Consider the following 13,172-nt stretch of genomic DNA (forward strand, 5'->3'; position numbering starts at 1 on the left):
CTGAATGCGGGAGTTGCCAAGCGCAACGACCGCATTCAGAGGACTAAACGCGTGGCCCCGAGAAGTTCACCCGCAGCGTGTAGACCGAACTGGACGCGGTGATGAACAGATCGTTCCGCCGCGGCCCGCCGAACGTCAGGTTCGAACAGACCTCCGGCACCCGCAGTTTCCCGATCCGCGTGCCGTCGGGCGCGAAGCAGTGCAGGCCGTCGTGCGCGGCTGCCCAGACCCGGCCCGCGGCGTCCACGCGCACGCCGTCGAAAGCGCCGGCGTCGCAGGTCGCGAAGACCTCGCCACCGGAAAGCCGCCCGCTGTCCACCGAGAAAACCCTGATGTGGCTGGGTTTCTGCCGGGTGTCCGCGATGTAGAGCAGCGTCTCGTCGAGCGAGAACGCGAGCCCGTTCGGGCGCGAGAAGTCGTCCGCGACGATCCGCACGGAACCATCCGGATCGACCCGGTAGACGTGGCAGGCGCCGATCTCGCTTTCCGCTTGATGGCCCTCGTAATCGCTGTCGATGCCGTAACTGGGGTCGGTGAACCAGATCGCGCCGTCCGAGGACTCGACGACGTCGTTGGGGCTGTTGAACCTCTTGCCCTGATAGGTCTCGGCCAGGACTGTGGTCGTGCCGTCGTGTTCGGTGCGCGTCACCCGGCGGCCGCCCTGTTCACAGCTGACGAGCCTGCCCTGACGGTCGATGGTGTGCCCGTTGTGGAATCCGGCGGGCTCGCGGAACACGCCGACCGCGCCGGTGGTCTCGTCCCAGCGCAGGACCCGGTCGTTCGGGATGTCGCTGAACACCAGGTACCGCCCGGCCGGGAAGTAGGCGGGCCCCTCGGTCCACCGGCAGCCGGTGTGGATCCGCTGCATCCACTCGTCCCCGTTGACGCGGGCGAACCGTTCGTCGAGGACTTCGAAATGCGCCTTGACCATGTCCATGGAAACCCCAGTGCTCCTGAATGAGATATTGCGATCATCATGAACCGACGAACTTGATATGGTCAACCCATGGATGACGTGGATCGCATGCTGCTCACCGCGTTGCAGCAGGACGCGACTCAGGCGTACGCCGCGCTCGGCAAGGCGGTCGGCCTGTCCGCGGGCGCCGCGCACGAGCGGGTCCGCAAACTGCGCGAGCAGGGCGTCATCCGGCGCACGACCGTAGACGTCGAACCGGCGGCCGTCGGCCGGGGAGTGATGGCGTTCGTGCTGGTCGAGGCGGGCTCGTGGATGGGCGACGCGCCGACCAAGGCCGCACTGGAGGCGTTGCCGGAGGTCGTCGAGGCGCACATCATCGCGGGCCCGGCCTCGCTGCTGGTGAAGGTACGCACGCCGACCACCGAGGAACTGCAGGCGTCACTGCGCAGGCTGTACGCGATCGAGGGCGTCACCGGGACGCAGACGATCGTGGTGCTCGAATCCTTCTTCGAGAGATCTGTGGACGCTAGAGGCGACGGTTCGCCAGGACCCCCGTCGCCGCCCGCGCCTTCCCGCTGACCGCGGGGTCCACGTCGACGACCACGAGCTCCGGCCCGGCACCCAGCTGGGTGTGGACGCGGCCGAAGCCGTCGGAGACCGTGGAGTAGCCGATCCCCGTGGGCGCCTTCGGGTTCACCGGGGTCGAGGTCGTGGCCGGATCGGCCTGCCCGCAGCCCAGCACCCAGCAGCCGGAGTCGAGCGCGCGGGCGCGCACCAGCACCTCCCACTGCTCGCGTTTGCCCTCGCCCGCGCCCCAGGACGTCGGCACGAGGACGATGTCGGCGCCGTCGTCGGCCAGCTTCCGGAACAGTTCGGGGAAGCGGATGTCGTAGCAGGTCGCGAGGCCGAACGTGGTCCCGTCGACGTCGAAGGTGGTGGGCGCGGTGCCCGGGGCGACCGTGTCGGACTCGGCGAACCCGAAGGCGTCGTACAGATGGATCTTGTCGTAGCCGAAGTGATGCCCCGCGCCGGTGACGAGCAGGGTGTTGCTCACCCGCCCGTCGGGTGACGGCGTGAACATGCCCGCGACGACCACGACGCCGTGCTCCTCGGCGAGCTCGGCCACAGTGGACGCCCACGGTCCGTCCAACGGTTGCGCGATGGGCCCGAGCGGGATGCCGAAGCGCGCCATCGCCGCCTCCGGGAACACGACGATCCGCGCGCCCTCGGCCGCCGCGGCCGCCACGCCTTCGCGAATCAGCTTCAGGTTCGTTTCGGGATCCTCGGCCGCCGTGAGCTGGCACAACCCGATTCGCGGCACGGAGGCCTCCCTCATCGTGGGATCGCTGGTCACCACCCCAGTGTGCCTGCTCGGACCGATCCGGCCACCTCGTACCCTTGACCCATGCTGAACCGTACCGACCTGCGTGGACAGGTCCCGTCCGTTGCCGAGCTCAGGCGCACGCTCCCGCGTGCCGAGTACGACGTGGACGCGGCGCTGCATCACGTACGGCCGGTGGTCGAGGCGGTCCGCGATCGTGGCGTCGAGGCGGTTCTCGAGTACACCGAGAAGTTCGACAAGATCCGTCCCGGTGGCGTCCGCGTGGCCGCCGCGGAGCTCACCGACGCGCTCGCGAACCTGGATCCGGCCGTCCGCGAGGCGTTGGAGGAGTCCATCGCCCGCGCCCGCAAGGTCCACGGCGACCAGCGCCGTCAGGACGTCACGACCGAGGTCGTCGACGGCGGCACCGTCACCGAGCGCTGGATCCCGGTGGAGCGCGTCGGGCTGTACGCGCCGGGCGGGCTGGCGGTGTACCCCTCGACCGTGGTGATGAACGTCGTCCCGGCGCAGATCGCCGGCGTCGGCACGCTCGTGCTGTGCTCGCCGCCGCAGGCCGCGTTCGGCGGGCTCCCGCACCCGACGATCCTGGCCGCCGCCGAACTGCTCGGCGTCGACGAGGTCTGGGCCGTCGGCGGGGCGCAGGCCGTCGCGCTGCTCGCGTACGGCGCCACCGACACCGACGGCGCGACGCTGGAGCCGGTCGACGTCGTCACCGGTCCCGGCAACATCTACCTCACCGCGGCCAAGCGGCTGCTGCGCGGCATCATCGGCATCGATTCCGAGGCGGGCCCGACCGAGATCGCCATCCTCGCCGACGAGACCGCGGACCCGGTGCACGTCGCCGCCGACCTGATCAGCCAGGCCGAGCACGACCCGCTCGCCGCGAGCGTGCTCGTCACCACGTCCGAGGAGCTCGCGGATGCCGTCGACAAGGAGCTGACCGGCCGGGTCGCCGCGACCAAGCACGCCGAGCGGGTGACCGAAGCCTTGGGCGGCAAGCAGTCCGGCATCATCCTCGTGTCCACTGTGGACGACGGGATTCGCGTCGTCGACGCGTACGCCGCGGAACACCTGGAGATCCAGACCGCCGACGCGGCGGCGGTGGCGGCTCGCGTGCGCAACGCCGGCGCGATCTTCGTCGGTGCGTACGCGCCGGTCTCGCTCGGCGACTACTGCGCCGGGTCGAACCACGTCCTGCCCACCGGCGGGTTCGCGCGGCACTCGTCCGGGCTTTCGGTGCAGAGCTTCCTCAAGGGTGTGCACGTCGTCGACTACAGCCAGGACGCGCTGCGCGAGATCGCCGGCCGCGTCGTCGCGCTGGCGAACGCCGAAGACCTGCCCGCGCACGGCGAGGCCATCACGGCGCGGTTCGAGGGGGAGAAGGCATGAGCATCGGCGAGGAGATCACGCTCGGCTCGCTCCCGCTGCGGGACGACCTGCGGGGCAAGACCCCGTACGGCGCGCCGCAGCTCGACGTGCCGATCCGGCTCAACACCAACGAAAACCCGTACCCGCCGCCGGACGCGCTGGTGGCCGACGTCGCCGAGGCCGTCCGCGCCGAAGCCGCTTCGCTGCACCGCTACCCGGATCGCGACGCCGTCGCGCTGCGCCAGGACCTCGCGGACTATCTCGCGGTGTCCACCGGCGTGCTCGTGTCGGAGTCGAACGTGTGGGCCGCCAACGGCTCCAACGAGATCCTGCAGCAGATTCTGCAGGCCTTCGGCGGTCCGGGCCGGTCGGCGCTGGGCTTCGAGCCGTCGTATTCGATGCACCCGATCATCTCGGCCGGCACCCGCACCGACTGGCTGCCGGTGCCGCGCCGCGACGATTTCACGCTCGACACCGAGAAGGCGGCCGCGCTGGTGGCCGAACGCCGTCCGGACATCGTGTTCGTGACCAGCCCGAACAACCCGACCGGCGGGTCGATCCCGTTCGGCGAGCTGCGCGGGCTGCTCGAAGCGGCGCCGGGCATCGTGGTCGTCGACGAGGCGTACGCGGAGTTCTCGTCGCAGCCGAGCGCCGTCGAGCTTCTCGAGGAGTACCCGGCGAAGCTGATCGTGTCGCGCACGATGAGCAAGGCGTTCGCCTTCGCGGGCGGGCGGCTCGGGTATCTCGCGGCCGCGCCCGCGATCGTCGACGCGCTGCAGCTCGTGCGGCTGCCGTACCACCTCTCGAAGCTCACGCAGGCCGCCGCGCGCGCGGCGCTGCGGCACGCGGACGCCACCCTCGCCTCGGTCGCCAAACTCGCGGCCGAACGTGATCGTGTGGTGGAAGCGTTGCTGGGCTTGGGATTCACGCCGGTCCCGAGCGACGCGAATTTCGTCCTCTTCGGACGGTTCGCGGACGCGCCTGCGACCTGGAAGTCCTATTTGGACAACGGCGTGCTGATCAGGGACGTCGGCATCGAAGGGCATCTGCGGGTGACCATCGGGACGCCGGAAGAGAACGACGCCTTTCTCGAGGCCAGCAAGGAGGTGCCGCGATGAGTCGCGTCGGCAAGGTGGATCGCACCACCAGGGAATCGTCCATTTCGGTCCAGCTCGACCTGGACGGCACGGGGCAGGTGGAGATCGACACCGGTGTCCCGTTCTACGACCACATGCTCACCGCGTTCGGTGTGCACGGCTCGCTCGACCTCAAGGTGCAGGCGACCGGTGACGTGCACATCGACGCGCACCACACCGTCGAGGACACCGCGATCGTGCTCGGCCAGGCGCTGCGGCAGGCGCTCGGCGACAAGAGCGGCATCCGCCGTTTCGGCGACGCGTGGATCCCGATGGACGAGACCCTCGCGCACGCCGCGATCGACGTCTCCGGGCGCCCGTACTGCGTGCACCTGGGCGAGCCGGAGCAGTTCAACAGCTTCACCATCGGCGGGAACTACCCGTTCGTGCTGACCCGGCACGTGTTCGACTCGCTGTCGTTCCACGCGCAGATCGCGCTGCACGTGCGGGTGCTGCACGGCCGGGACCCGCACCACATCGCGGAGGCCGAGTACAAGGCCGTCGCGCGGGCGCTGCGCGCCGCCACCGAGCCGGACCCGCGGGCGGGCGGCATCCCGTCCACGAAGGGCGTCCTCTAACCCCCGCGTTTAGTCCTCTGGATGCGTTCCTTGCGCGTGCAACTACCGCATCCAGAGGACTAAATGCGTTAGCGGCGCCGGGCCGTCGCGGCAAGGCCGAGCCCGGCGAGGTCCCGGACGCGGGCGTGTGGCAGGGTGGCGGTCGTGAGTAACACGACCATCGCTGTGCTGCTGTTCGCGCTCGGCGGCTTCCTGATCGGCGGCGTCTACGCGACCTGGAAGAGCGTCAAGTTCATGGCCGTCGTGCTGGGGATCGGCGCGCTGCTGGCCATCGGTGGCGCCATCGCCTGGCTGGCCTGACCGCTGCGGTAAATCGGCTGCGCGCCGTGACAGCGGCGGGCATGCTGTCCGGCATGTCCGGAAACCCGCGCTCGGTCGCCGAAGTCGTCCGGCTCCAGCGAGCCGGGAGCCGCGTCAAGTTCCTGTTCTTCTGGGGCCATCAGCCCCGGCGTGACGGCACGCTCGGTCCGGAATGCTTCAGCCAGTGGTGGCCCGCCCGGTTCACCATCGACGGCGAAACCTTCTCGACGGCCGAGCACTACATGATGTGGCGCAAAGCCGTCCTGTTCGACGACGCCGAGAGCGCGGCGCGGATCCTCGCCGCCCGGCATCCGCGTCAGGCCAAGGAGTTGGGCCGCGAAGTGCGGGGATTCGAGCAGGGTCGCTGGGAAGACGAGCGCTCCGGCATCGTCCTCGACGGAACGATCGCGAAGTTCGGGCAGCATCCGGAACTGCGCGACTTCCTGCTCGGTACCAGGAATCGGGTGCTGGTCGAGGCCAGCCCGCTGGACGGGATCTGGGGGATCGGGCTCGCTGCCGACCATCCGCACGTCGAAAACGCGGAACACTGGCGCGGCCTGAACCTGCTCGGCTTCGCACTAGGGGAGGCCCGCGCGGCGCTCGCCTGAGTCCGTGAAGGCCTCCTTGAGGGACCTAGAGTCCCTCAAGGAGGCCTTCACGGACCAGGACCTACTTCGAGGCGTCGACCAACTCGCGCTCACCAGGAGCGTCCAGCTGCTTCGCGAGCTTCTCGCCTTCGACGTCGACGTCGGGCAGCACGCGATCCAGCCACTTCGGCAGCCACCAGGCACCGCGGCCGAGCAGCGACATCAGCGCAGGCACGATGGTCATCCGGATCACGAACGCGTCCACCAGCACCCCGAAGGCCAGCGCGAACCCGATCGACTGGATCAACGACGATTCCGCGAGGACGAACCCGGCGAACACGCTGATCATGATCAGCGCGGCGGCGACCACGACGCGGGAGCCGTGCCGGAAACCGGTGACCATCGCCTGCTGCGGGTCGGCGCCGTGGACGTATTCCTCCCGCATCCGCGTCACCAGGAACACCTGGTAGTCCATCGCGAGCCCGAACAGCACACCGATCAGCAGGATCGGCAGCATGCTCATGATCGGCCCGGTCGTCTTCACCCCGAGCAGGTCGGTGAGCCAGCCCCACTGGAACACCGCCACCACGGCGCCGAACGTCGCGACCACGGAGCCGAGGAAGCCCAGCGTCGCCTTCAGCGGGACCACGATCGACCGGAACACCAGCATCAGCAGCAGGAACGCCAGTCCGACGATCAGCGCGAGATAGGGCAGCATCGCGTCGGCGAGTTTCTCCGAGACGTCGATGTTGGCCGCGGTCTGGCCGGTCACCGCCAGCGAGGCGCCGGTGGCCGTGCCCAGGCCCGCGTTCAGGCCGCGGATGTCGCTGACCAGGTCTTCGGTCGCGGTGCTGCTCGGGCCGCTCTTCGGGATGACGGTCAGCAGCGCCAGGTCACCGGCCCGGTTCGTCTTCGGCGGCGTGACGATCGGGCGTTCGGGGAGTCCGCCGATACCCGCGGCCGCCTGCTGGAGCGCGGCCTGCCGGTCGGTGCTGCCGCTCAGGTCGACAACGATCACCAGCGGCCCGTTCGCGCCTTCGCCGAAGCTGCGGGCGACGGTGTCGTAGGCCTTGCGCTGGGTGGTGTCCGGCGCGGCGGTGCTGTCGTTCGGCAGGCCGAGCTGCATGCTCGCGGCCGGGATGGCGACGATCGCGAGACCGGCGATCGCGGCGATCAGCACCGGGATCCGGCGCCGGGCCACGAAACGTGCCCAGCGCTCGCCGTGTGTCGTCGTGCTTTCCTTGCGGCGCAAGCGGATCTTGCCGCCGGCGAGTTTGCCGCCCGCGAACCCGAGCACGGCGGGCAGCAGGGTGAGCGCGATGACGACCGCGATGGCGACGGTGATCGCCGCGGCGATCCCCATCTCGCCGAGGAACGGGATGCCGACGACGGTCAGGCCCGCCAGGGCGATGATCACGGTCAGCCCGGCGAACACCACCGCGGAGCCGGCCGTGCCCGTGGCGCGCCCGGCGGCTTCCTCCGGATCTCGTCCGATCGTGAGTTCGTGCCGGTAGCGGGAGACGATGAAGAGCGCGTAGTCGATGCCGACGGCGAGGCCGATCATCAGCGCGAGCACCGGAGTGTTCGTGTTCAGTTCGAGGAAACCGGAGGCCGTCGTGATCCCCGCCATGCCGATGCCGACGCCGATGAGCGCGGTCAGCAGCGGGATCCCGGCCGCGAGCAGCGAGCCGAAGGTGATGATCAGGACGACCGCGGCGACGGCGACACCGAGGCCTTCGGTGGCGTTCGTGGCGGGCATCGCCTGGACGGCGTCACCACCGAATTCCACGGTGTACCCGGCGGCCCTGGCGGAATCCGCGGCGGCCATCAGGCCTTCGCGGTCGGCGTCGGTGAGCTCGAAGCCCTGGACGCGGTAGCTGACCTGCGCCAGCGCGACATGCTTGTCGGGGGAGATCGCCTGCATTTGCAGTGGGTCGGCCACACCGGCGACCTTCGGCGCGTCCTTGAGCCCGGTGACGAGTCCCGTGATCGCCGCCCGGCCGGCCTCGTCGGTGATGTCGCCGGGCGTCGAGATGACGACGCGTGCCGTCGCGCCACCCGCGGCGGCTTCCGGGAACCGGTCGGCGAGCTGGTCGATCGCCTTCTGCGACTCGGTGCCGGGGATGGTCACCGAGTTCGAAAGCTGGCCGGACAGGGTCAGCGCGCCCGCGCCGAGGGCCACCAGGACGGCGGCCCACACCGCCGCCACCAGGGCCCGGCGCCGGAACGAGAACCGGCCCAGGCGGTACAGGAAGCTGGCCACGAAACTCTCCCGTTCACTCGTTCAGGTTCATTTCAAGCTAGCCGATCGGCTAGGGGCCTACAAGCCGATCGGCAAGTATGTGACTAGCCGCACGGCTAGTACTCGTTTGGTCAGGCGGGCACGCTTGACGTAATCTCCGACGGCTGAACGAGGAGGGAACATGGACGTCGTCCACGCGGAGGACACCCGCACGCGACTACTGGGCACGGCGTTGCGGCTGTTCACCGAACACGGCGTGGAAGGCACCTCGCTGCAGATGATCGCGGACGCCCTCGGCGTCACGAAGGCCGCCGTCTACTACCACTTCAAGATGAAGGCGGAGATCACCGAATCCGTCGCCGAACCCGTGCTGCTGGAGCTCGAAGGCATCGTCGACGACGCCCGTGCCCAGCGCACCCGGGGCGCGCAGATCGACCACCTGCTCGACGGTTTCGTCGATCTCGTGGTGCGGCACCGCGCGCTGGTCGCCCTGTTCTCCAGCGACCCCGGTATCGCCCGCGCGATCGAAAAGTCCGTGCACAGCTCGGACAGCTTCAAGAACCGGCTGCTGGAGATCCTCGTCGGCCCGGATCCGGATCTCACCGCGATCGTGACGGCCCAGGTGCTCCTGGCCGGGATCGCCATCGCCGGCGGCTCGCCAGAGGTCGCCTCACTCGACGACGAAGCGTTGCGCGAGACGCTTCTGGCCGTCGGACGCAAGCTCTACAACCGCCCGCGCCGCCGTTCGTGACCGATGTGTTCAAGACAGCCGCCGTGATCCGCGCGATCCTGTCGGCATGAACATCGATCTGAAGGCGGCGGCCACGTTCATGGCCACCCAAGCCCGGCTGCTCGACAGGCGGCGTTTCGAAGTCCTGTTCCGCGACGGTGATCCTGCCGCGGCGCTCGCCGCGCTCGAGGCGTACCGCAATCCCGACGGTGGCTACGGCCACGGGCTCGAACCCGACTGCCGCTCGGTGACCAGCCAGCCCGGCGGCGCCTTGCACGCTTTCGAGGTCTTCGCCGATGTCGGCACGTCGACAAGTCCCCGTGCGGCCGAACTCTGCGACTGGCTCGCCTCGATCTCCCTGCCCGACGGCGGGATCCCGTTCGCGTTGCCGATACCGGACCCCGTCGGCAGCGCGCCGTTCTGGGCGAGCGCGGATCCGGCGGTCTCGTCGCTGCAGATCACCGCGATCGTCGCGGTGACCGCGCATCGCGTCGCGGCGCACGACCCCGCGGTCGCCGCGCATCCCTGGCTGGCGAAGGCCACGAGCTATTGCCTGGAGGAGATCGAGAAGCTCGACGAGGCACCGCACGCGCTCGTGCTCGCCTTCGCGATGAAGCTGGTGGACGCCCTGGGCGACACACGTCTGGTCGAGAAGCTCGGCCGGTTCGTCCCGGACGACGGCGAGGTCGCCGTCGGCGGCGGGATCGAGGGCGAGGCCATGCGCCCGCTCGACTTCGCGCCGGAACCCGATGGCCCGGCGCGGAAGCTCTTCCGGCCCGACGTCGTCGAAGCGGATCTGCGCCGGGTGGCGGGCGGTCAGCACGAGGACGGGGGCTGGCGGGTCGACTACGCCAGCTATTCGCCCGCGGCCGCGCTGGAGTGGAACGGGATGTTCACCGTGAACACGTTGTCGCTGCTCCGGAAGAACGGCTTGGTCTAGGGAAGTCTGCGCAGGAATTCCGGCGGAACGGCGGCGGTGAGCCAGACGCCGTTCGCGCTGACCTGGAATTCGTGTCCGGCGGCGGTCATCTCCCTGGCGTCCACGGCCAGTAGCACCGGGACGCCGCGCCGGGCCCCGACGGCTCTCGCGGTGTCCACGGCCGCCGACAGGTGGACGGCGTGCCGCTTCATCGGCCGGAGCCCTTCGTGGAGGATCGCGTCGAGGAACCGGGCGACCGTGCCGTGGTAGAGCACGTCCGGCGGGATCGCGGCGGGCAGCGCGAGGTCGACGTCGACACTGTGGCCCTGGCTGGCGCGGATCCGCAGCCCGGACTCGTCGAAGGCGAAGCGCCGCTTGTCGTTGCCCTCGACCACTTCGTCGAGGTCGGCGCGGGTGAGCGGCAAACCTTTGCGGCGCAGGGCCGCCAAGAGCGTGTCGACGTCGACCCAGCCGTCAGGGGTGAGCGTGATGCCGATGTCGCCGGGTGCGTGGCGCAGATGCCGGGAGAGTCGTTTCGAGACCCGGATGAGGTGTTTCTTGTCCATTTCGAGTCACAGTGACGCATATCCGGCACCCGCGTGGCAACGGAATTCAGATGCCGCCCTCGGAAGCCGGGCGCAGTTTCCCCGCACCGGGGCCGAAGCGGGCCATCTGGTCGTCGGCGTTGTAGAGCCCGCAGCTGCGCAGGGAGAGGCAACCGCAGCCGACGCATCCGGTCAGCCTGTCGCGCAGCCGCTGCAACGCGTCGATCCGCGCGTCGAGCTCGTCCTGCCAGCCCCGCGACAGACGGGCCCAGTCGGCCTTGGTGGGGGCATGGTCCTTGGGCAGGGTCTCCAGTGCCGAGCTGATGTCGTCCAGGCTGAGCCCGACCCGCTGTGCGGCGCGGATGAAGGCGATCCGGCGCAGTACCGAGCGCGCGTACCGGCGCTGGTTGCCCGCCGAGCGCTCGGAGCTGATCAGCCCCTTGTCCTCGTAGAAGCGCAAAGCCGTATGGGGCACGCCGCTGCGGTCGGCGACCTGCCCGATGCTCAGGTGTTCAGCCAGTCTCGTCACGTCGCCAGGCTAGCCTTGACTTCGACCTAAGTCGAGGTTGCAACCTCGGTTCATGACCACCGACACCAAGACCGGCTACGAGGATCTGCCGAGGCTGATCTCGTTGATGACCGGCGACGAGAAGCATCAGGCCGCCGCGGAGTCCACAGTGGACGTCCTGTGGGTGCTCTACGACCGTGTGCTCGACATCACCCCGGAGACCGTCCGCGATCCGGGCCGCGACCGCTTCCTGCTGTCGAAGGGCCACGGCCCGATGGCCTACTACGCGGTGCTGGCGAAGAAGGGCTTCATCCACGAGGAGGAACTCGCCGACTGGACCTCGGCCGAGTCCCGGCTCGGTCACCATCCCGATCGGGCGCGGCTGCCCGTGGCCGAGATCTCCAGCGGTTCGCTCGGGCACGGCCTCCCACTGGCCATCGGCACCGTGTTCGGCCTGCGCGCCAAGGGATTCCGCGATGCCAAGGTCGTCACCCTCGTCGGCGACGCGGAGCTCGACGAGGGGTCCAACCAGGAGGCCATCGCGGTCGCGGGCCGGATCGGCATGCCGCAGCTGACGGCCGTCGTCGTCGACAACTGCTCGGCCACCCACGGCTGGCCCGGCGGGATCGCGCGCCGGTTCGAGGTCGAAGGCTGGACGACCCGCACCGTCGACGGACGCGACCACGACGCGCTCCACGAAGCCTTCACCGCACCTCATCCGGACCGGCCGCTCGCCGTGGTCGCGACCGTCGAGCGAAAGGGCTGAACCCGTGAACATGCGCGAAACGTTCCTCGAAGCCGCCGCCGACGCGCTCGACAACGACCCGAACGTCGCCGTCGTGCTCGCCGACATCTCCGCGGCACAACTCGCCTTCGCCGCGCGGAAACATCCCGGCCGCGTGCTCAACGTCGGCATCCGCGAACAACTGATGATGAGCACCGCGGGCGGCCTCGCGCTGGCCGGGATGCGCCCGATCGTCCACACCTTCTCGTCGTTCCTTGTGGAGCGGGCGTTCGAGCAGGTCAAACTCGACCTCGGGCACCAGGACGTCGGGGCCGTGCTGGTGTCTTCGGGCGCGTCCTACGACATGCCGACCGCCGGGCGGACACACCAGGCACCCGGGGACGTCGCCCTCATCGACACGCTGCCGGGCTGGACCGTGCACGTGCCAGGACATCCCGAAGAGGCACGGCGGCTGCTGCTCGAGTCGATCCCGGGCGACGGACGCGTCTATCTCCGGCTTTCCGCGCAGGAGAACGCGAAACCGCATCTGGGCGCGGGCCTGCAAACGCTGCGCGAAGGCGGGCGCGCTGTGGTGGTGGCCGTCGGGCCGATGCTCGACCGGACGCTGGAGGCGACCGCCGATCTCGACGTGACCGTGCTCTACACCTCGACCGTCCGGCCGTTCGACGCCGCCGGGCTGCGCGCGGCCGTCGACGCCGCCGGGACCACCGACGTCGTGCTGATCGAGCCGTACCTCGCGGGAACGTCGGCGCACGCGGTGACGGACGCGTTGTCCGAAACGCCGCACCGGCTGCTCTCCCTCGGTGTCCGGCGCGACGCGGAAGTGCGCATCTACGGCGACATGGCCGATCACGACCTCGCGCACGGCCTCGACGCCGGCTCGATCACCTTGTCCGTCAAGGAATTCCTCCGCTAGCGTGCTGCTCCGGGTTTCCGCTGGCCGTGCGTCCAGCGGGAAGCCGGGCCGCCGAGAAGGCCTTCGAATTTCCGGCGCAGGGCGTTAGCGTCACCGAGTCGTTGATTCGCGCCGTAAATTGGTGAAACAGTGTCACACGACACCGGAATCTGAGCACGAGCTCAAGTCGCGAACCAACGAATCGCCACACTGAATTGTGTCGCGCACCGGAAGTTCGCGTACCGAACCCAGCGCTGCGGCCTTCACCGTGTGGATTTTGGTGCGTTGGATGACCTGAAATCCACACAGTTTTGCGCGAGGAGCCCCGGTGACCACCGCATCCGGAAGGGGTGTGTGGAAA

The 13,172-nt window shown here is 69.5% G+C and carries 15 protein-coding genes; 10 read left to right on the plus strand and 5 right to left on the minus strand.

Annotated features, from left to right (window positions below):
* Positions 1–43: 43 nt before the first annotated feature.
* Complete coding sequence (locus ACZ3HL_RS30565; protein ID WP_465534977.1) at positions 44–937, minus strand: SMP-30/gluconolactonase/LRE family protein; 894 nt, start codon at positions 935–937, stop codon at positions 44–46.
* 69 nt (positions 938–1,006) lie between these two features.
* Here ACZ3HL_RS30565 and ACZ3HL_RS30570 point away from each other — a divergent pair, with 69 nt between their 5' ends.
* On the plus strand, positions 1,007–1,495 hold the full coding sequence (locus ACZ3HL_RS30570) for an Lrp/AsnC family transcriptional regulator (RefSeq protein ID WP_465534978.1): 489 nt from the start codon (positions 1,007–1,009) through the stop codon (positions 1,493–1,495).
* Here ACZ3HL_RS30570 and ACZ3HL_RS30575 read toward each other — a convergent pair.
* Positions 1,443–2,237: a carbon-nitrogen hydrolase family protein gene (locus ACZ3HL_RS30575; protein ID WP_465418837.1), complete on the minus strand. Its 795-nt coding sequence runs from the start codon at positions 2,235–2,237 to the stop codon at positions 1,443–1,445. The two genes, ACZ3HL_RS30570 and ACZ3HL_RS30575, sit on opposite strands and share 53 nt — an antisense overlap.
* 84 nt (positions 2,238–2,321) lie before the next feature.
* Here ACZ3HL_RS30575 and hisD point away from each other — a divergent pair, with 84 nt between their 5' ends.
* The 5 genes from hisD (at position 2,322) to ACZ3HL_RS30600 (ending at position 6,248) form a co-directional block, all read left to right on the plus strand.
* Positions 2,322–3,647 carry a histidinol dehydrogenase gene (gene hisD / locus ACZ3HL_RS30580; protein ID WP_465534979.1) on the plus strand — a complete coding sequence of 442 codons (1,326 nt, stop codon included), beginning with the start codon at positions 2,322–2,324 and terminating at the stop codon, positions 3,645–3,647.
* Entirely contained in the window at positions 3,644–4,744 is a 1,101-nt protein-coding gene (locus ACZ3HL_RS30585; RefSeq protein WP_465418833.1) for a histidinol-phosphate transaminase, read from the plus strand. Before hisD ends, ACZ3HL_RS30585 begins: the two co-directional genes overlap by 4 nt.
* The gene (hisB, locus tag ACZ3HL_RS30590) at positions 4,741–5,340 is read left to right on the plus strand and encodes an imidazoleglycerol-phosphate dehydratase HisB (protein WP_005155296.1); all 600 of its coding nucleotides are present in this window, start codon (positions 4,741–4,743) and stop codon (positions 5,338–5,340) included. Before ACZ3HL_RS30585 ends, hisB begins: the two co-directional genes overlap by 4 nt.
* A gap of 144 nt (positions 5,341–5,484) precedes the next feature.
* Entirely contained in the window at positions 5,485–5,640 is a 156-nt protein-coding gene (locus tag ACZ3HL_RS30595; protein WP_016335988.1) for a hypothetical protein, read from the plus strand.
* A 53-nt stretch (positions 5,641–5,693) separates the two neighbouring features.
* Positions 5,694–6,248, plus strand: a complete 555-nt coding sequence (locus ACZ3HL_RS30600) for an NADAR family protein (protein WP_465534980.1) — start codon at positions 5,694–5,696, stop codon at positions 6,246–6,248.
* 61 nt (positions 6,249–6,309) lie between these two features.
* On the opposite strand, the gene ACZ3HL_RS30605 is transcribed toward ACZ3HL_RS30600, so the two are convergent.
* The gene (locus ACZ3HL_RS30605; protein WP_465534981.1) at positions 6,310–8,490 is read right to left on the minus strand and encodes an MMPL family transporter; all 2,181 of its coding nucleotides are present in this window, start codon (positions 8,488–8,490) and stop codon (positions 6,310–6,312) included.
* Between the two features lie 160 nt (positions 8,491–8,650).
* Between ACZ3HL_RS30605 and ACZ3HL_RS30610 the strand changes: the two genes are divergently transcribed.
* Both ACZ3HL_RS30610 and ACZ3HL_RS30615 read left to right on the plus strand, forming a co-directional pair.
* Entirely contained in the window at positions 8,651–9,220 is a 570-nt protein-coding gene (locus ACZ3HL_RS30610) for a TetR/AcrR family transcriptional regulator (protein ID WP_465534982.1), read from the plus strand.
* 46 nt (positions 9,221–9,266) lie between these two features.
* Positions 9,267–10,139 carry a hypothetical protein gene (locus ACZ3HL_RS30615; RefSeq protein ID WP_465534983.1) on the plus strand — a complete coding sequence of 291 codons (873 nt, stop codon included), beginning with the start codon at positions 9,267–9,269 and terminating at the stop codon, positions 10,137–10,139.
* Here ACZ3HL_RS30615 and ACZ3HL_RS30620 read toward each other — a convergent pair.
* Complete coding sequence (locus tag ACZ3HL_RS30620) at positions 10,136–10,684, minus strand: RNA 2'-phosphotransferase (RefSeq protein WP_465534984.1); 549 nt, start codon at positions 10,682–10,684, stop codon at positions 10,136–10,138. The two genes, ACZ3HL_RS30615 and ACZ3HL_RS30620, sit on opposite strands and share 4 nt — an antisense overlap.
* A gap of 46 nt (positions 10,685–10,730) precedes the next feature.
* Positions 10,731–11,192, minus strand: coding sequence for a redox-sensitive transcriptional activator SoxR (gene soxR, locus ACZ3HL_RS30625; RefSeq protein WP_465534985.1), 462 nt, complete (start codon positions 11,190–11,192; stop codon positions 10,731–10,733).
* Between the two features lie 52 nt (positions 11,193–11,244).
* On the opposite strand from soxR, the gene ACZ3HL_RS30630 reads away from it, so the two are divergent.
* A complete protein-coding gene (locus ACZ3HL_RS30630) occupies positions 11,245–11,937 on the plus strand; it encodes a transketolase (protein ID WP_465534986.1) in 693 nt (230 codons plus the stop codon).
* Positions 11,938–11,941: 4 nt separating this feature from the next.
* On the plus strand, positions 11,942–12,832 hold the full coding sequence (locus ACZ3HL_RS30635; protein WP_465534987.1) for a transketolase family protein: 891 nt from the start codon (positions 11,942–11,944) through the stop codon (positions 12,830–12,832).
* Positions 12,833–13,172 lie beyond the last annotated feature (340 nt).

Source organism: Amycolatopsis sp. NPDC000009 (assembly GCF_055563465.1).